Annotated in this window: 11 protein-coding genes, 3 pseudogenes and 1 other annotated feature; of the genes and pseudogenes, 6 read left to right on the forward strand and 8 right to left on the reverse strand. The window is 59.9% G+C overall.

What is annotated here, in order from left to right:
• The first annotated feature begins 57 nt into the window (after nt 1-57).
• Nucleotides 58-1223: pseudogene (locus G8E10_RS22870) on the forward strand (IS3 family transposase).
• Nucleotides 383-497: a sequence feature (AL1L pseudoknot), on the forward strand. Its footprint overlaps the pseudogene before it by 115 nt.
• Nucleotides 1224-1309: 86 nt before the next feature.
• On the opposite strand, the gene G8E10_RS22875 reads toward G8E10_RS22870, so the two are convergent.
• Nucleotides 1310-3088 carry a sensor domain-containing phosphodiesterase gene (locus G8E10_RS22875; RefSeq protein WP_281517761.1) on the reverse strand — a complete coding sequence of 593 codons (1779 nt, stop codon included), beginning with the start codon at nt 3086-3088 and terminating at the stop codon, nt 1310-1312.
• Nucleotides 3089-3666: 578 nt separating this feature from the next.
• Here G8E10_RS22875 and G8E10_RS22880 point away from each other — a divergent pair.
• Nucleotides 3667-4101: pseudogene (locus G8E10_RS22880) on the forward strand (ABC transporter ATP-binding protein); the annotation flags it as partial.
• Nucleotides 4102-4169: 68 nt separating this feature from the next.
• Here the strand turns inward: G8E10_RS22880 and G8E10_RS22885 are convergent.
• The 5 genes from G8E10_RS22885 to G8E10_RS22905 form a co-directional block, all read right to left on the reverse strand.
• Nucleotides 4170-4880, reverse strand: coding sequence for a ribonuclease activity regulator RraA (locus tag G8E10_RS22885; RefSeq protein ID WP_132449917.1), 711 nt, complete (start codon nt 4878-4880; stop codon nt 4170-4172).
• A 22-nt stretch (nt 4881-4902) separates the two neighbouring features.
• Entirely contained in the window at nt 4903-6639 is a 1737-nt protein-coding gene (araD, locus tag G8E10_RS22890; protein WP_132449918.1) for an L-arabinonate dehydratase, read from the reverse strand.
• 65 nt (nt 6640-6704) lie between these two features.
• Nucleotides 6705-8204 carry a tripartite tricarboxylate transporter permease gene (locus tag G8E10_RS22895; protein WP_167130809.1) on the reverse strand — a complete coding sequence of 500 codons (1500 nt, stop codon included), beginning with the start codon at nt 8202-8204 and terminating at the stop codon, nt 6705-6707.
• A 36-nt stretch (nt 8205-8240) separates the two neighbouring features.
• On the reverse strand, nt 8241-8717 hold the full coding sequence (locus G8E10_RS22900; RefSeq protein WP_167130810.1) for a tripartite tricarboxylate transporter TctB family protein: 477 nt from the start codon (nt 8715-8717) through the stop codon (nt 8241-8243).
• Nucleotides 8718-8779: 62 nt separating this feature from the next.
• Complete coding sequence (locus G8E10_RS22905; RefSeq protein WP_132449921.1) at nt 8780-9763, reverse strand: Bug family tripartite tricarboxylate transporter substrate binding protein; 984 nt, start codon at nt 9761-9763, stop codon at nt 8780-8782.
• 239 nt (nt 9764-10002) lie between these two features.
• On the opposite strand from G8E10_RS22905, the gene G8E10_RS22910 reads away from it, so the two are divergent.
• Nucleotides 10003-11028 (forward strand): LacI family DNA-binding transcriptional regulator, encoded by a 1026-nt coding sequence (locus G8E10_RS22910; RefSeq protein ID WP_132449922.1) that lies wholly within the window; start codon nt 10003-10005, stop codon nt 11026-11028.
• Nucleotides 11029-11037: 9 nt separating this feature from the next.
• Here G8E10_RS22910 and G8E10_RS22915 read toward each other — a convergent pair whose 3' ends face one another.
• A complete protein-coding gene (locus G8E10_RS22915; RefSeq protein ID WP_132449923.1) occupies nt 11038-12207 on the reverse strand; it encodes an L-talarate/galactarate dehydratase in 1170 nt (389 codons plus the stop codon).
• A 111-nt stretch (nt 12208-12318) separates the two neighbouring features.
• On the opposite strand from G8E10_RS22915, the gene G8E10_RS22920 reads away from it, so the two are divergent.
• From G8E10_RS22920 to G8E10_RS22930, 3 genes are all read left to right on the forward strand, one after another.
• A complete protein-coding gene (locus G8E10_RS22920) occupies nt 12319-13221 on the forward strand; it encodes a LysR family transcriptional regulator (protein ID WP_281517766.1) in 903 nt (300 codons plus the stop codon).
• A gap of 357 nt (nt 13222-13578) precedes the next feature.
• On the forward strand, nt 13579-14784 hold the full coding sequence (locus tag G8E10_RS22925) for a GGDEF domain-containing protein (RefSeq protein WP_167130811.1): 1206 nt from the start codon (nt 13579-13581) through the stop codon (nt 14782-14784).
• 177 nt (nt 14785-14961) lie between these two features.
• A complete protein-coding gene (locus G8E10_RS22930) occupies nt 14962-16818 on the forward strand; it encodes an EAL domain-containing protein (protein WP_167130812.1) in 1857 nt (618 codons plus the stop codon).
• Between the two features lie 386 nt (nt 16819-17204).
• Here the strand turns inward: G8E10_RS22930 and G8E10_RS22935 are convergent.
• Nucleotides 17205-19349, reverse strand: a pseudogene (locus G8E10_RS22935) (methyl-accepting chemotaxis protein).
• Nucleotides 19350-19364: the final 15 nt, after the last annotated feature.

Genomic DNA, 19364 nt, shown 5'->3' on the forward strand with positions numbered 1-19364 from the left:
ACGCCGCTGAACCGCCCCGGCTTTGCCGGAGACCTCAACTCGTGAGAAGTAGGGTCTATGACAAGCAAAACGACGAACAAATTTTCTCCTGAAGTTCGTGCCCGTGCTGTTCGGATGGTGATGGAGCATGAAGGCGAACATCCCTCCCGCTGGGCGGCGGTATCGTCGATAGCGGCCAAGGTCGGTTGCTCGGCGCATACCCTCCATGAATGGGTGAAGAAGGCCGAGGTCGACAGCGGCAAGCGCGCAGGTTTGCCGAGTGACGTGGCTGAGAAGATGAAGGCTCTGGAACGGGAGAACCGGGAGCGTCGTCAGGCGAATGAGATTCTACGCAAAGCCTCGGCGTATTTTGCCCAGGCCCCTTTCAGCGAATGCAAGCATTCGCTTGTCGGGCAAGGGGAGCTCGACCGCCCACTGAAGCGATGATTTCCTTCATCGACGAACACCGCTCGGTGCTCGGGGTCGAGCCGATCTGCAGGCTGCTGCCGATTGCCCCGTCCACCTATTATGAAGTCGTCGCCAAGCGCACGGACGTGGGTCGCCTATCAGTCCGCGAACGGAATGATATTGCCATGAGAGTCGAGATACGCCGGGTGTTCAACGAGAACTTCCAGGTCTATGGCGTGCGGAAAGTGTGGCGACAGTTGCAGCGAGAAGGCTTCGACGTCGCTCGACCGCGTCAATCGCCACTTCAAGGCTCCCGCGCCGAACATGCTGTGGTTATCCGATTTCACCTATGTCGCGACCTGGCAAGGCTTCGTTTACGTGGCCTTTGTCATTGATGCCTTCGCCCGCCGTATCGTCGGTTGGCGGGCAAGCCGGACGGCTCATGCAGGCTTCGTGCTCGATGCCCTCGACCAGGCGCTTCATAATCGGCGGCCTGTCAAACGCGGCGGGCTTGTTCATCATTCCGACCGCGGCTCACAATACGTGTTCATTCGCTATTCCGAACGGCTGGCCGAGGCGGGCATCGAGCCGTCTGTCGGAAGCGTTGGCGACAGTTACGACAATGCTCTCGCCGAAACGATCAACTGTCTTTACAAGGCCGAGGTCATCCATCGGCGAGGACCATGGCGCAACTTCGAAGCTGTGGAGTTCGCCACACTGGAATGGGTCGACTGGTTCAACCACCGCCGCCTTCTGGAGCCCACCGGAATATCCCGCCAGCCGAGGCCGAAGAACGATACTACGCCATGCTGGACGTGCCAGCCATGGCCGCATAACTTAAACCAAACGGTCTCCGGCAAAGCCGGTGCGGTTTAAGCAATCGCTACGGTGCGAAGCAAGATTTCGGATTGTCCATTTCGTTTCACGCGACGTTGGCACGTCCTGTCTTGGACGAAAACCACTGCTGAAGAGCATGGACTTTCAGGGGCTTCGAAAAGAGATATCCCTGAGCTTCGTCGCAGCCCATGGCCATCAAAGTGTCTGCGGCCTGAGCGCTTTCTACGCCCTCCGCCACAACCCGATAACCGAGGTCGTGCGATAGGGCGATCATTGACCGCACAAGGTTTTCGTCACGATCCCCAACGCCAAGATTTCTGATGAAAGACTGATCAATCTTCACGACCGTTGTGGGCAACCTCTGGAGATACGACAAACTGCTGTAGCCAGTTCCAAAATCGTCTATCGAAAGCGCAATGCCGGCCTCGGCCAGAGCCTGCAGCTTCTTCAATGCAGCGCCAGCATCCTTCATGATGGCACTTTCGGTGACTTCCAGTTCGAGGAGTGACGGAAGGATGCCGTGTCGAAGCAACATCACCATAATCCGGTCAACGAAGTCTTCTTCCTCCAGATTGGCCGCCGAGATGTTGACAGACATAGGGACCGTAAGCCCCTGGTTTTTCCATAGGCGGGCCTGACGAAGCGCCGCGTCAAGGACCCAGCTCGTCATGTCTCTGACATGCGGCGAGTTCTCGATGATCGGGATGAACTCACCCGGCGATATGCTACCCAGTTCTGGATGAAGCCAGCGCAAAAGTACTTCCGTTGCGACGCATTGCCCAGTGTCAAGCGATACGCGCGGCTGAAATACCAACGATAGTTGACCATCAGACCGTAAAGCTGAGTCAAAATCTTGCAGCAGCCTGAAACTGCGGCGATGTTTGTCATCACTTTTTGCCGAAAAGACGTTGACCTGGACTCCTTGTAGCCGGGCATCCTGAGCGGCACTGCCCATAGCCCTCAAAAGGTCGGCCGGATCGATACCCGGACCGAAAGGAGCGATACCGGCCACCGGTGTCATCATGAACTGGAAGCTCGAAGCCGCCTCCAGGCGTGTGAGCATGGCGGCAACGTCTCTGATGTAGTTTTCTTCCCCAACGTGGTCGTGTGCCACAAAAGCAAACTGAGTTGCCGAAATATGATAGGCAGCGCGCCTGCCGGTTTCCGCCCTCAAGAAGCAGGCAGCCTCCCTGACGCCAGTATCAATCTCTGCAGGACCCAGGACGCGAGATAGGTGATCGACCTGTTTGGTATCGGCCAAATCAATCAGAACGGCAAGCCGATGGGTGTCGACAGTTTCATCCTGCCCAAAGTCGCTTATGTCATCAAAGAACTGCGTTCTGTTCGGTAAGCCGCTGATCGGATCAATGCGTCCGAAGGCGTGTTGCAGCTCGACCTGTGCCATCACCATGGCTGCAAGGTCCGTCAGTGCTGCCAGCTCTTCCGGGGTCGTTTCTCTAGGCGATGTTCCGAGAACGCACAACGCGCCGAGGCCATACCCTTCGCGGGTGATCAAGGGCGCACCGGCATAGAAACGAATGCCGCTTTTGCAAAGGACGCTTTGCTTGTAGCATTCATCCGTCGCCATGTCTGGGATCACCAGGACGTCGGCGCTTTCAGCAACCTGGGCGCAGGGGGCTTCATCTCTGGGGATGGATTGATGATCGACCCCTACACGAGACTTAAACCACTGCCGATCGACGTCGGTTAAGGAAACCGCTGCTATGGGGAGATCGAAAATTTGGCTCGCCATCCTGGTGATGCGATCAAAGCTCTCGCTTACCGGTGTGTCCAATAAATTGAGATTGTACAAAGCATCGAGACGTTTGGCCTCGTTTAATTTTACCACTAGACGTCCATCCAAATCTTACTCTCCCAGGATATCTATTGCGATAAAAGGATTGAGATATAGATAAATGAATATTTCAAAGGCTGTGGGTATGCTCCGAAATAGCCTTGGATCGCTTCTCTTGGGGGCAGCTGTCATATCGGCAGGTCCACGCCCGCTCTTTAATCTCCTCCGAAGGATGTCGGCGACATCTTCGTGAGCCACCCGTCCGTTGGTGGCCTGAAGCGGACCTCAGTTTCTTGAAAAAGCAGGCGACGGACCGATATGTTCCGAGCTCACTCGTCTTGGACCGCACTTTCAGAATCTTGCTGTCTTCGATTTCAAAGATGCAGACGACGTCGATTTCTCCCTTTCCTTGGGAAAAGTTCGCGTAACGGTTTAGTGATGGCACAGGACTGATCCTACTGTTTGCACTAGGACTTCCGATGTTCCCATCAACCTCGCACGGCGGCCCTCCTCACCGGGGGCTAGGGTAGCGGACATTGCCTGTATCGAGCAGATCGGTACGGAAAACCCCGGTGAGACCAAGGTCAGCTTGATGCCGAACTGTTCGACTTAGTGGGCGACGGAAAACATCACCCAAGGAGTGCGGATGGGATTTGGTCGGTCCTGCGCTTCGCCAAATCGGCCTGCCCGAGACGTTTGCAGAGCGCTTTCCGCACCAGCTCTCCGGCGGCCAGCGCCAGCGCGTCGCTATCGCCCGCGCCCTGATGCTCGAGTCGGAGATCCTGCTTCTCGACGAGCCGACGTCGGCCCTCGACGTCTCCGTCCAAGCCGAGGTGCTCAACCTCCTCTGCGATCTGCGCGACGAGCGCAATCTCACCGATGTCCTCGTCAGCCACGACCTGTCCGTGATCGCCCATATGTGCGACAGCGTCCTCGTCATGCAGTGCAGCACCTTTGTTGACGAACTGACCAAGGACGACCTGCAGCGCGGCGTCACGCATCATGCCTATTCGCAGATGCTCTTCGAGGAAGCCGTCAATGGCCTGAGAGCGGTGAAGGACGTGGTGCCCGTCCTGAATTAAAAGGCGGCGCCGAAGCGTTCCGCCGAACGGCCCGTGGGGGCCGTCCGGCATTATGGCAAGCCGATCGCCTACCGGTTGTTCGTCTTTCGCCACTCGGCAAACAGCTTGAGATTGGTCTCGTCCGTTGCCGGATAAAGGCCGATGATCGTGTGACCCTGCTTCACCCGTTCTACGGCGAAATCCTCATAGGCGGTCATTTCCACCGCTTCGTCCGCGATGTCGTCTACGATCTCGGCAGGAATGACGATGACGCTGTCGTCGTCGCCGACCATGATGTCGCCCGGAAAGACCGCGACGTCGCCGCAGCCGATCGGCACGTTGATGTCGACCGCCTCGTGCAGCGTCAGGTTCGTCGGGCTGGACGGGCGATGGTGATAGGCGGGAATGTCGAGATCGCCGATCGTCATCGCGTCGCGAAAGCCGCCATCGGTGACGACGCCTGCCCCGCCCCGGATCATAAGCCGGGTGATGAGGATGTCGCCCGCGGACGCCGCACGCGCGTCCTTGCGGCTGTCCATCACCAGAACATGGCCTTCAGGGCAGGTTTCGATCGCATGGCGCTGGGGATGCTTCGGATCGCGAAAGATCGTCATGGGGTTCCGGTCTTCGCGCGCCGGCATGTAGCGCAGTGTGAAGGCGGGCCCCACCATGTTGCGGCCCTTCGGCCTGACGGGGCGCACGTCTTGGATCGTCTGGTTGCGCAGGCCGCGCTTGAAGAGCGCCGAGCACAGTGTTGCCACGGATACGCCCATTAGCTTGTCACGGGTTGCAGGGTTCATGGTTCCTCCTCGAACATAGTTGTCAGTTGATCACCGGCTCGCTGACACGCGCGCCGAAGTCGGTTTTGAGAAAATCGAAATCGCAGCCCTTGTCGGCCTGCTCGATGTGCTTGGTGAACATGAAACCGTAGCCGCGCTCGAAGCGCGGTTCCGGCGCAACCCAGCCGGCGCGCCGTTGCGCAAGCTCCGCCTCGGGCACCAGCATGTTCAGGCTGCGGGCCGGAATATCCAGCTCCACCATGTCACCGGTTTTCAGCAGTGCAAGCGGGCCGCCGACGAAGGCTTCGGGCGAAGCATGGAGGACGCAGGCGCCGAAGCTCGTGCCCGACATGCGCGCATCGGAAATGCGCACCATGTCGCGCAGGCCAAGCTTCAACAGCGCCTTCGGCATCGGGATCATGCCCCATTCCGGCATGCCCGGCCCGCCCTGCGGCCCGGCATTGCGCAGGACCAGAACGGTCTCCGGCGTCAGCGGATAGTTGGGATCGTCGATGATGGCTTTCAGCTCTATGTAGCTGTCGGCGACGAGCGCTGGACCGCGATGGCGGTGAAACACCGGATCGCAGGCGGCCGGCTTGATGACGGCCCCGTCCGGGCAGAGATTGCCCTTCAGCACGGCGAGGGAGCCCTCGTGATAGACCGGGTTGGCAAGCGGCCGGATGACGTCCTCGTTCCAAACCTTCACCTGGTCGAGCCCCTCGACCAGCGGCTTGCCGGTGACGGTGATGGCCGTGGGATCGAGCTTGTCGCCGAGCTGTTTCATCAGGGCGCGAAGCCCGCCCGCATAGAAGAAGTCCTCCATCAGATAGGTCGTTCCCGACGGACGGATATTGGCGATGACGGGCGTGGTGCGGCCGATGCAGTCGAGATCGTCGAGTTCCAGGGGAATGCCGGCGCGCCGCGCCATGGCGATCAGGTGGATGATCGCATTGGTCGAACAGCCGGTCGCCATGGCCACGGTCACCGCATTGTTGATGGCGGCCTGCGTGATGATCCGGTCCGGCTTCAGGTCTTCCCAGACCATCTCGACGATGCGCCGGCCGCAGCTGGCCGACATGCGCTGGTGGTTAGCGTCCGCGGCGGGAATGGAGGAGGCGTTGGGCAGCGTCAGGCCCATGGCCTCGGCAATCGCCGTCATGGTCGAGGCCGTACCCATCGTCATGCAATGGCCGTAGCTCCGGGCGATCCCGCCCTCGATGCCCTGCCACTCCTCCTTCGACAGGGTGCCGGCCCGCCTTTCGTCCCAGTATTTGAAGCCGTCGGTTCCCGAACCCAGGGCCTTGCCGGCATAGTTGCCGCGCAGCATGGGCCCGGCGGGCAGGTAGATGAAGGGAAGGCCCATGGAGACGGCGCCCATCACCAGTCCCGGCGTGGTCTTGTCGCACCCGCCCATCAGCACGGCGCCATCGACGGGATGCGAGCGCAGCAGCTCCTCGGTCTCCATCGCCAGCATGTTGCGGTAGAGCATCGTCGTCGGCTTGACGAAATTCTCCGACAGCGACAGCGCCGGCAGTTCCATGGGAAAGCCGCCCGATTGCAGCACGCCGCGCTTCACCCACTCGACCCGCTCGCGGAAATGCATGTGGCACGGCTGAGCGTCCGACCAGGTGTTGAGGATGGCAATGATCGGCCGCCCCTCCCAGTCCTCCGGCGCATAGCCCATCTGCATGGTGCGCGAGCGGTGGCCAAAGGAGCGCTGGTCGTCCGGCACCATCCATCGCGCCGAGCGCAGGTCTTCATAGGTCTTTCTGTCTGCCATTCCGAGCTCCGAACTCTTAACGTAAATTCTGGTCCCTGCACGCTGCCGAGGGACGGTATCGGCCGCTATTCCGTGAAGGCTTCGTCGCGTTTGCGACTGATGCCCGGTGCCAGCACGAGCACAAGAACGACCACGGCGAAAACGAGCAGCGACAGGCTGAGCGGGCTGCGCACGAAGATCGTCGGGTCGCCCTGGCTGATCAGCATGGCCCGCCGCAGATTTTCCTCCAGCATCGGCCCAAGAATGAAGCCGAGCAGCAGAGGAGCCGGCTCGAAGCGCAGCTTGCTGAGGGCAAAGCCGACGAAGCTGAAGCCCGCCATGACGAAAACGTCGAAGACACTGTTGTTGATGCTGTAGGCGCCGATGCAGCAGAAGCCGATGATGGCGGGGAACAGCAGATGGTAGGGCACCGTCAGCATGCGCACCCACAGGCCGATCAGCGGCAGGTTAAGGATGACGAGCATCAGGTTGCCCGACCACATGGAGACGATCATGCCCCAGAAGAGAGCCGGCTCGTCGGAAATGACGTTCGGGCCGGGCGTGATACCCTGCAGGATCATCGCACCCACCATCAGCGCCATGACCGGATTGCCGGGAATGCCGAGCGTCAGCATGGGAATGAACGAGGTCTGCGCGCCGGCATTGTTGGCGGATTCGGGTGCGGCCACGCCTTCGATCGCGCCCTTGCCGAACTGCGCCCGGTTGGGCGACAGGCGCTTCTCCATCGCATAGGACGCAAAGGACGCGAGCATGGCGCCGCCGCCGGGCAGAACGCCTAGAAACGAGCCGAGCGCCGTGCCGCGCAGCACCGGGCCGACGATGCGTTTGACGTCGTCCTTCGTCAGCATCAGCCCCGTCACCCGCTTGACGCTGACGGATCGCTCCTGCTCGTTCTCGAGATTGCGCAGGATCTCGCAGATCCCGAAAATGCCCATGCTGACGGCGACGAAGTTCAGGCCGTCGTAAAGCTCAGGAATGTCGAAGACGTAGCGCGGCGTGCCGCTCTCCACGTCGGTGCCGACAGTGCCAAGCATCAGCCCGAACACGATCATCGCCATGGCCTTCGGCAGGGAGCCGCTCGCCAGCGCTACCGAGGCGACGAGCCCGAGCACCATGAGCGAGAAATATTCCGCAGGGCCGAATTTGAGCGCGACGGCCGCAAGCGGCGGAGCGGCCATGGCGAGCAGGATCGTCGCCACCGTGCCGGCGAAGAAGGAGCCGAGCGCAGCCGTTGCAAGGGCCGCGCCCGCCCGCCCGTTGCGCGCCATCTGGTAGCCGTCGATCGCCGTGACGACGGAGGAGCTTTCGCCGGGAAGGTTGATGAGGATGGCAGTCGTCGAGCCGCCATACTGGGCGCCGTAGAAGATGCCTGCGAGCATGATGAGCGCGGATTCCGGCGGCAGGCCGAAGGTGATCGGCAGCAGCATGGCGATGGTCGCGGTCGGCCCAAGGCCGGGAAGCACGCCGATAGCCGTACCGAGCAGACATCCGATGAAGCCGTAGAGCAGGTTCATCGGCAAGAAGGCCGTCGATGCACCGAGCATGAGGTTCGAGAAGAGATCCATGAAAAATCCAGTCGGGTTGCCGGTTGCCGGATGACGTCAAACGCTGCCGATGAGGGGGACCCACGGCCCGAAGGGGGCGACAGGCAGCGACAGCAGCCGGGTGAACAGCAGCACCGAACAGACGGAAAGAAACAGGCCGAGCAGGATTGAGTGCCGCCAGTTCGCATAGCGGCTGGCCGTGGCCACCCCGACGATGAGAAGGAACATGGTGGGCGCCAGACCGAGACCGGCCAGCGCGAGTCCGAAGCCGACCGGCCCAAGAACGACCAGCACGAAGGCCTTGGCGTTCCACGTCTCCGGCTCGCTGCCGTCCGCCTCGACCACGATCGACTGGACGGTGATCAACGCGCCGAGCGCGATCAGCAGCAGGCTCAGCACGACCGGGAAATAGCCAGGCCCCATCTGGAACGAATTTCCGACCGTCAGGTCGCGGGCGAACCAGATGAAAAGGAGGGCGACGCAGATCATCGTCAGTCCGCCGATGAAGTCGCGGCTGTTTCGTATCTTCAGCATGGATCAGGTCTCGCAGACGAAGGATGTTGCCGGCCGGGCGGAGCCTCGGCCGGCAAGACGGATCATTGCAGGGGAACGTTCGCGGCCTGGATGACGCCAGCCCACTTCGCGGTTTCCTTGGCGATGAAGTCCTTGAACTCGGTCGACGTGCTGCCGACAGGCGTTACGCCCATCGCCTCAAGCTTCGCCTTCATGGCGGGATCGGCGATGATGGCCTGAACTTCCTTGCTCAGCTTTTCCACGATCTCCGGCGGCGTGCCGGGAGGAGCGAAAAGGCCGTGCCAGGAGGTCGCCTCGAAGCCGGGAATGACGCTTGCCATGGTCGGCACGTCGGGCAGAAGGGTGGCCTTGCCGAGGCTCGTCACGGCGAGCGCCCTGACCTTGCCGGCCTTGACCTGCTGCGCGGCCGTCGGGATGTTGTCGAACATCATGTCCACATGGCCTGCCACGACATCGAGGATGGCTTGGCTACTGCCCTTGTAGGGAACGTGGGTCATCTTGATGCCGGTCTTGGTTGCCATGAGTTCACCCGCAAGATGAATGGAGGTGCCGACGCCCGAGGAAGCATAGGTATGCTTGCCCGGCTCGCTCTTCAGGAACGCGATCAGCTCCTCAACGGTGGTCGCCTTGATCTTGTCCGGGTTGACCACCAGCACGTTCGGCAGGCTGGCAATCAGCGAGATCGGCTCGAAGCCCTTTTCCTTGCTGTAGGGCAAGGTCTTGTAGAGCGTCTGGTTGATGGCATTCGAGCTCACCGTGCCCATGCCGATCGTGTAGCCATCGGGCTTGGAGCGGGCTAGATCACCCAGGCCGATATTGCCGCCAGCTCCGGGCTTGTTTTCCACGATGAACCGCTGGCCCAGCCGCTTGTCCAACTGCTCGGCCACCAAGCGGCCGAACGTGTCGGTGTTGCCGCCCGCCGCGAAGGGGACGACCACGGTCACGGTCTTGGATGGATAGACGTCGGCCGCGCGGCCGGGGCCGCCCCCCGCTGCGACAAGCGCCGCGGCAACGGCTGCAAGTGTCATTACCCGCTTGAAGTTCATGCTGTCTCCTCCCTATGCGTGGCTGTCGCCAGCTCTCGAAACATCATCTCGTCCGGATCCTCCTCCGGCTGAAATGAAAGCGCTTCCATTCTACGCCCGCATGTATTCGCCGCAAGTTGCGAACAAAAATTAATTATACAATAGAGTCATAAGCTTGATGATTTTCAGTGAATCCTGCCTGATGGCACTCTTGATCATCTGCAAAATGAAAGCGTAAATCATTTTGACGGGAGGAACTCATGACGGATCCGGTGAAGAGCAGGCAGGCCCCGACGCGCGGACCGGTGACGCTGGCTGACATCGCGCGGCTGGCGAACGTGTCGCCCGTCACCGTCTCGCGGGCCATCAACACGCCGGCCCTCGTGAAGCCGCGAACACTGGAGGCGATCGAACGCGTCATCGCGCGAACCGGCTACGTTCCCAATCTGCTTGCCGGCGGTCTCGCCTCGCGCAGGACCAAGCTGATCGCCGCAATCGTTCCCGCGGTCTCCAGCACAATCTTTGCCGAAACCATCGAGGGCCTCAACACAGAGCTCGTCGCAGCGGGGTATCAGCTGCTGCTCGGCCTCAGCGGCTATGACCCGCGGCGGGAGCTAGAGCTGACGCGCGCAATTCTGGCCCGCCGCCCCGACGGCATCATCCTGACGGGGATCACGCATCTCAAGGAAACACGCGCCATGCTGACGGGCGCCGGGCTGCCGATCGTCGAGATCTGGGATTCCACGCCGTCACCGCTCGACACGGCGGTCGGATTCTCTCACGCGGCCGTGGGCATGCTGGTTGCAGACCACCTGCTGCGCAAGGGCTACGACCGGTATGCACAGGTCGGCGCGAACGACCCCCGGGCCGTGCAGCGCCGGGACGGCTTTGTCCATCGCCTCGCCGGCATTGCCAAGGTGGAGCTCCCCGATCTCGAGATGAGTTCCCCGTCGACCTTCCGGGACGGACGGCAGGCGATGGCGCAGCTTCTCGATCGCGGCGGCGGCACGCTCGGCGTTTTCTGCTCGTCGGATGTGGTGGCCCATGGGGCTCTCGCCGAAGCCTATGCACGCGGATGCCGCATGCCGGGAGACCTCGCCATCGTCGGGTTCGGCGATTTCGATTTTGCGGCCCACACCCATCCGCCGCTGACCACCGTGCGGATCGATCGCCGCGACATCGGCACGAAGGCGGCGCAATCGATCCTGCGCAAGATCGCGGGCGACGAGACCGTCGAGGCGATGATCAACGTCGATTTCCATATCGTGATGCGTGGCACGGCCTGAGGTGCGGCGCTACGGCCGCTTCCCGAACTCGGCCTGCGCCCTCGTCCATCGATGGGCCTGTTCGGACAGCGTGATACCGAGACCCGGGCGGGTCGGCACGATCATCCGGCCGTTTTCGATTTCCAGATGCTCGTTGAAAAGCGGGTCGAGCCAGTCGAAATGCTCTACCCAGGGCTCCAGCTCGTAGGCCGCCGCAAGATGAAGATGGATCTCCATCGCGAAATGTGGGGCCAGTTGCAGCTTCTTTGCTTCCGCGAACGCGCAGATCTTCAGGAACTGGGTGATGCCACCCACGCGCGGCGCATCGGGCTGGATGAAATCGACGGCGTTGTTGTTGATGAGCGCCACATGTTCCAGCGCGCTGGCCAGCATCTCGCCGGTTGCGATGGGGGTGTCGAGTTGCGCGGCGAGCATCGCATGCCCCTCGACGTCATAAGCATCCAGCGGCTCCTCGATCCAGGTCAGCATGTAGGGCTCCATCATCCGGCCGAAACGCATGGCCGCCGGCCGGTCCCATTGCTGGTTCGCATCGACCATCATCGCCGCCCGACCGCCGATGCGCTCGTGCACCGCCGCTACGCGCTGCGCGTCGATCGCCATGTCGGGCTGGCCGACCTTGATCTTTATGCCGCCGATGTCCGCGCCGATCGACTGCTCGACATTGTCGAGCACCTCTTCGATGGGCGAGGACAGAAAACCGCCCGACGTGTTGTAGCAGCGCACGGAATCGCGGTGGGCGCCAAGCAGCTTGGCGAGCGGAAGACCGGCGCGCTTGGCCTTCAGGTCCCAGAGGGCGATGTCAAAAGCGGCGATGGCCTGGACGGCGAGACCGCTGCGCCCAACCGAAGCGCCGGCCCAGCTGAGCTTGATCCAGAGCTTGGCGATGTCGTTCGGATCCTCGCCGATGAGGACGTTGGCGATCTCGCACGCATGCGCATACTGGCCCGGACCGCCCGCCCGCTTCGAATAGCTGAACCCGATACCGCTGTGGCCCTCAGTCGTTTCGATTTCCGCAAACAGAAAGGCGACCTCGGTCAAAGGCTTCTGCCGGCCGGTCAGCACCTTCGCGTCGCTGATCGGCGTTTTCAACGGCAGGAAGATCGATGACAGCCGGATCCAGGCAATGCTGTCCGGGCTGGCGTCTTGTTGCCGAGAAACGGTCTTGGCTATCGTGTCCATCGTTCGCGCACCTGATGTTTTGTTGGTCCCTTGACGAATACCGCTCCGATCCATCTAAGTCCAAATCGAATATTGTCGGTTATCTATTCAGGAATTGAATGAATGCTGGACATGACGCATGTCAGATCCTTCATCGTTCTGGCGTCCGAACTGAACTTCAGCAGGGCAGCCCGCCGGTTGAACATGACGCAGCCGCCGCTCAGCCGCCAGATCCGGCTGCTGGAGGAGCAGCTTGACGTGTCGCTCTTCGAGCGCAGCAGCCGGCGCGTGGCCCTGACGCCGGCAGGCCTTACCTTCCTGCACGAGGCGCAGAAGCTTCTGGCGCAGGGCGAGGCCGCGATGACGGCGGCAAGACGCGCGGCGCGCGGTAGCGCGGGATCGGTGCGGGTCGCGTTCGTCGGTGCGGCGACCTACACGTTTCTCCCCGATTTCATCGCGAGAGCGCGCACGGCCGCGCCGCAGATCGAGCTGGAGCTGGTGCAGATGGAAACCGCCGAGCAGTTGAAGGCCATCAACGAGGGCCAGGTCGATCTCGGCTTCTCACGGCCGCTGAACGGGCAGCACCGTCTCGCCAGCCTTTGCGTTGCCCGTGAAGCGATGATACTAGCGATACCAAGGACCCATCCGCTGGCAGCCCATCGGCGTTTGCGCCCTGATATCCTGAACGGAGAGCCCTTCATCATGTTTTCGCCGCAGGCGCGCTACCTGCACGACATGCTGACGCTTATGATCGCCGAACACCGCATTGAACCGCGAATCGTTCAAAGTATGACGCATTCGCAAGCGATTCTCTCCCTTGTAAGTGCCGGCATCGGACTGGCGATCGTACCGGCTGGAACGCAAAATGCCTGCTCCAACGAAGTGATCTTTAGGCCGCTTGACCTGCGCGACGACTGTGTTGCCGAACTTCACATGATCTGGAGCGCCGACAATCGCAATCCCCTGTTAACGGATTTGCGCGAGATAGCTGGCGCCGGGCATGCAAATACGAAAACGAGAAAACTGACGCCTTGAAATAAATCGAATAGCAGGTACGGACAAATCGCATCCGTTCCTGGGAAGACCGGCCTGTAGCATGCGGGATGAATTTGAAATCGCTTCCAAAATCAGCCCGACATTACCACCGTTCAGCCGCAGCCTTCGGGACGGAGCAGCATACGATATCGCTAATTATCAAGAGGCCGGAAAGCAGCGTTCAGCAGGGCATCATCCTAGAGCCCGGGCTTCACATTTTCCGACGAGAAGGCGTTTGAGGACGCATGTCAAGGCAATCCTTCCGTCGGAGATTCCGTCAAATGCGTGTTGATTATTTCACCAGCCGTTCAATCCTTGGCATGTAGCCGTCATCCTGTCTCTTAAACAGGATGCCGTATGCCGGATTTCTTCACGCTGTTCGTTGTCGTCCTGCTCCTCAGCCTTTCGCATTGCGTACTATGGGGCATGCTCGCCTACCGGTATAGGGATCTGCATGCTGCGCGTTACTGGCTCGCCGGAAGCGCCGCTGGCGTCGTTGGCGGGATCGCACTTTCTCTTCAAGGTCAGAGTGGCCTCCTCGCGAACACAGTAGCGGGCAACGGCTTTATCATTCTTGGCTTCTACCTCAACTGGTGTGGTTCGCGTCTCTTTCACGGCGATACCGTTCAAGGTGTGAGGACCTCCATCTTGGTCGTCATAAGCATTCTGGTAATGCTCGCGACATTTCACGCGTGGTATGGCCGCAATCCTGTCTACACGCTGGCTCAGTCGATCCCGCTGGCACTAGCGGCCAGCTATCTTCTGCGTAGACACCGCAGGGATCTTGGAGCGGTTTTTGCCGCCATAGCAATGGGGGCGGGCGTGTTGTCCCACAGTGTCATCGCTGGGGGCAACCTGCTCATCGTGACTGGCATTAGGCCTGACCTCCAGCTTTATCAGGTCGCATCGATTGACCTTCTGGTCTTCCTGTTCGCCTCGGTCATCTGGAACTTCGGGTTTCTTCTCTCAGCCGTCGAGCACTTGCGCTCACAAGTCGAGCGGTTGGCAAACCAGGATGAGTTAACGGGGATCGCCAATCGCAGAATGTTTATGACGTGTCTGAGCAGGACCTGTGCTCATGCCGGCGCCGGACACAATTTCAGCCTGCTCTTGTTCGATCTCGATCGGTTCAAGGCGATCAACGATAAACATGGGCACGCGGCGGGCGACGCAGCACTGAAGCACGTTGTTGAGGTGATCATGGGGCAGTTGCGAAACGGCGAAGTCTTTGCCCGCCTTGGCGGAGACGAATTCGGTCTATTGCTCCCCCAAACAAGCGCACACGACGCAGCAACCGTTGCAGTTCGCATCGTTAGCGCAGTTCAGGGCACACCGGTGCGATGGAATGCCATGCGACTGCCTGTCACGGTAAGCATCGGCGTTGTTACGCAAAATCAATCTTCTGCCACACCTGAAACCCTGTTGGAGAATGCTGACAGCGCGCTCTATGAGACGAAACGCCGGGGTCGGAACGGCTACACAGCGTTTGGCTCGACGTCTATCGCCTCCAACATCATTCATCTCTCAGATTTTTCAGAGTCTGGATCTGTCTTGAGGTCCTAATTCCGATCTACTGTTTCCGAGCACCTGGCGTCCGCCGGGTATGCTGGTTGATTCCAGGTCGCAGGCGAGCATTCCCCTGCTGCAGTAACCATTTATTCAGGATGCTTTTAATTCAGTGGGGTAGTTAACGTTGCAACCTCATCGCTATGCTACCTTCCATTGGGGAAAGGAGCAGCCGTGCTGATTGAAGTTCAAAACAGTATTTTGAGGATGGTTGCTCAGGGCGACGACCTCGAGGCAACACTTGCTACGTTGTGCCGTCAACTGGAAAGCCTGTTGCCGGGCACGCGGACGTCGATCCTGACACTAGATTCACACGGCTTGTTGCATCCATGCGCAGCACCAAGTTTGCCAAAAGCCTACTCGGCCGCGCTAGACGGTATCCTGATCGGCCCATCCGTGGGATCTTGCGGATCTGCCGCATATCTGCAGCGGGTTGTTGTGGTTGATGACATTGAGAGCGATCCGAGGTGGGCCGCCTTTAAAGGCTTGGCTGAGGCTGCGGGTTTCAAGGCATGCTATTCCAGTCCCATCTTTGGCAGCAGGGGCCTTGTCCTTGGCACGTTCGCGCTGTATTTCGACGAGGCCCGCGGTCCAACAGCCTTGGAACAAAGCGTTGTCGAAGGTTGCCTGCCGCTCTGCATGATCGCCCTTGAGCGTCACGAGAGATACCTGGAGCGGGAGCGTCTCGCGTATACCGACGCATTAACGGGGCTTACCAATCGAGCAAAATACAACAAGGACCTAAAAACCGTCCCTTGCTCCGGGTGGTCACTGGTGCTGATCGATATCGACAACCTCAAAAGCGTGAACGACACGTTCGGTCACGCTGCCGGCGACGACTTGATTACAGCTGTGGCAGCTCGCATTGCCAACGCTGCAAGCACGTTACGGTCCTATCGCATCGGTGGCGACGAGTTTGCGGTCATCGTAGATGACACGGATATCGATCCCGCAGACCTAGCCGAATGTATCGGTCGGAAGGTGAGCCTCCCGGCCACCTGCGGGGAGCACACAGCGTTCCCTACCGTTACGATTGGTATCGCCCATTCCCGGGCTGGGCTCAAGGTTGCGGAGGTTCGCCAGAACGCAGACATCGCTCTCTATCACGCTAAGGAAGGAATGCGCGGGGGCGTACTTATCTTCAACGCTGCGCTGACCACGGCCATTTCCAGACGTGTTGAAGCCATTCATAAGGTAGCCGCCGCCCTCAAGGACAACAGGGTAGAGGCGTGGTATCAGCCGATCGTTCGGATAGACACTGGAGACATTGTCGGCGTAGAAGCTCTGGCTCGCATCCGCACACTCGATGGCGTGATCGTGCCCGCGGCTGAATTTTTTGAAGCCACCAAAGATGCCCAGGTCGCAGCAGCTCTGACACGACGCATGATCGAGTGCATCGCTCGCGATGTCGGTGGATGGCTCAGGCTTGGCATCCCGTTTCAACATGTGGGCATCAACCTTTCTGCCGCAGACTTCTCATGCACGGATTTGCCGGAAAGCCTTGAGAGTGCCTTTAGGCAGGAAGGAGTGCCGCTGCATCATGCCGTTTTAGAAGTGACGGAATCCGTTTACCTCGGTGATCGCGACCGGCGTGTTGCGAAGAAGATTGCGTCGCTACGCGCTTCAGGTTTGCGGGTTGCCCTCGACGATTTCGGGACTGGCTTTGCGTCCCTCACCCACCTCATCACCGTTCCTGTCGATATTATCAAGATCGACAAATCCTTCACCGATCTCTTAGGGCCCAACGACCCGGGCACGAGCATCGTTGAGGGCATACTCCATATCGCCAAATGCCTTGGCATCAGGGTTGTCGCGGAGGGCATTGAAACCCGCGAACAAGCAAAGCTCCTGCTGGAGCGGGGATGTGTTCTTGGCCAAGGCTATTACTACTCAAAGGCACTACCTCCTGGCCAGATCTGCGAGCTTCTGCGCGAGCGCGGACAGCGCTTGGACAAGGTTTCCGCACTGAACGATACGCTGAACCGTCTTCGAGGCCAATCAGGATCCAATCCCGAACGAGGTGTAGCGTGATCTAACGCTTGTTTCACCTTACGAGATGCCAACCGCTAACCGTAAACCCCAATCCGGTAATTCGTCTTTTGTGCAACGAGCTGATAGACAACTGTACCCGCTGCGACACTGCACGTTCTACACGAAAAATACGCCCCGACATAAATGACGGAACTCCGAAGAATTCGGTTTTAGTTCTCCTTCTTCTCCCATTCGCCTCGAAGTAGATCTGAACCATTGACATTCACAACCAATGAACTCGCCGATGGACCCAAACGATAGTAGCGACAGGGAGGTCTTGAGGTTTCAACGCTGCCCATTGGAGCCAACGTTACCAATGACGAGGATATCATCAAAGCGTGTCCTGCGTGTGGTGACGCGCTCTCCCTTCGATGGCATCTTCTCCATCAAGAAGCCATCGCGTAGTATGCTTGTTCTGACCTGCGGCCGCTCACTGTCTTGAACCCACGTAGAAGCTCAGCAAGATCTTCCGTCTCCTGCGTTAGGCTCTGTGCTGCAGCCGTTGTTTCCTCAACCATAGCCGCGTTCTGCTGCGTGACCTTGTCCATCTCGTCACCCGCGGCCGACACTTCGCGTAGGCTGTGCGCCTGATCGCGAGAAGATACAGCAATCTCGGTGATGGTTGCATTCATGGCGCTCACTTGGCTGACGATCTGCTGAAGCGAGACCCCGGACTCGCCTACCAGCCGCACCCCCGTGTCGACTTCCTTCGCCGACGTTGAAATCAGATCCTTGATTTCCCGGGCCGCCTTCGCGGAACGTTGGGCAAGCTCGCGAACTTCCTGTGCCACAACTGCAAAGCCCCGGCCGGCTTCCCCAGCGCGCGCAGCTTCCACGCCGGCATTCAGCGCAAGAAGGTTCGTCTGGAAAGCGATCTCATCGATAACATTGATAATATTGCCGATCTTCAACGACGATCCCTGAATTTCCGTCATTGCGGCGATGGCACGAGCGACGATTTCACCACCCTTCTCGGCGGTGGTTCGCGCCGTCGCCACCACGCTCTGGGCGCGGCTGGCGCCTTCGGCAGTTCCATTCACACCGCGCGTCACATCGCCCAGTGCTGCAACGGTTTCCTCGAGCGAGGCAGCCTGCTGTTCGGTACGACGAGCCAGATCATTGGAGGCGGTGGAGATTTCGGCAAGCCCTGAACGGATGGTGCCGACGGCGCGAATGACAGAGTCTACCACGTCCTGGAGACTTTCCACCGAGCTGTTGAAGTGGTCACGAATCTTGACATAGCGTTGATCGACCGCGCCGACCCGGATGGTCAGGTCGCCCTTCGATAGCGCGTCGAGCCCCAACGAGATCTGGCGAAAAGCATGTTCCATCACATCGGCATCGCTCAAGCGCTCGGCCTCTTGGCGCAGACGCCCCTCTTCGGCGGACAAACGTGCGCGTTCGGCGTTTGATTCCGCGATCAGCTTGGCGCGACCGGTCTCTTGGAAGATCTTCAGCGAGCGCGCCATTGCGCCCAGTTCATGCCTGTATTCTGCGCCTGTTATCGTGAACTGGTCGTCGCCGCGCGCCAGCCGCTCCATCGACTGCGCCATCTTGCTGACAGCCGAGGAGATCAGCTTGCCGATGAAGTAGGACAGCACAAGGCCGATAACGATCAGAAGGCCGCTGATGACAAGCGTCGTGTTGCTAGCGGAAGCAACCGTCTCGTCCACCGAGCCGTCGAGCGTCTTCTGCGCGCCGGCAATGCCGGCTTGCAGCTCTTCAAATTCTGCAGAGATTTTTGGTGCAAGCACGCTGAGTTGCGTCTGGCGAATGCTGTCGCTGTTCTGGAGAACGGTCCTCATGTCACCGAGACGCGCCGTGTAGTTCTGCATGAGCTGTTCAGCACCGAGCAGGCGCTTTTTCTACAGCTCGTTCCGTGCAGCCTCCAACGCACTACCGTTGAGCGACACTGCTTGCGCAAGTGCCGCCTGCGCCGTTTCGTAGGCGGCGAAGTCTCCCGCGTGAACGAAGCGCTCGGAGTAATAGAGGCTACGGTTCAGCGCATCGAGGGTCGCCGCTGTTTTTTGCAGCAGAGCCACGTCGTTCTGGCGGCCGGCGCTGGTCATCACATCGTTCAGCGCAACGCCCGTCCACGGTCCGAACTCGGTGACCTTTGAAATTAGCATATCGCGCTTAGCTTGTAGCAGGACAATCTGCTCGAAGGCCTTACTGTAGGACGCGATATCCTCCCGGATCGTTGCGAGGCCTGCCATCAGATCACCATTGCCGTCGAAGCGCTGGTCAGCGACCTCGAAAGCCTTCACTCCTGCGCGAAAGCGGTCCACGATCGCTTGGCCGGGCGTTGCGCGGAATGTCTCGACCGACATCTGAATCTCGTTCAGACGGTCGCTGTACTCCGATATCGCAAGGCTCTGGCCCGTCGTGGTGCGGTAGGATGCGAAGATGGAGGCAAGCCCGTTCAGACCGGAAAGGGCTGTTATCGTCAGCAAGCTCATCAGGAGGATCAGGGGTATGAAGCCGGCGGTGATCTGGGCGCGGATACCGCGCTTATTCCATAAAGAAAGCATCTCAGACCTCTTCTA

The sequence above is a fragment of the Ferranicluibacter rubi genome (assembly GCF_011603255.1).
Lineage (GTDB): Bacteria > Pseudomonadota > Alphaproteobacteria > Rhizobiales > Rhizobiaceae > Ferranicluibacter > Ferranicluibacter rubi.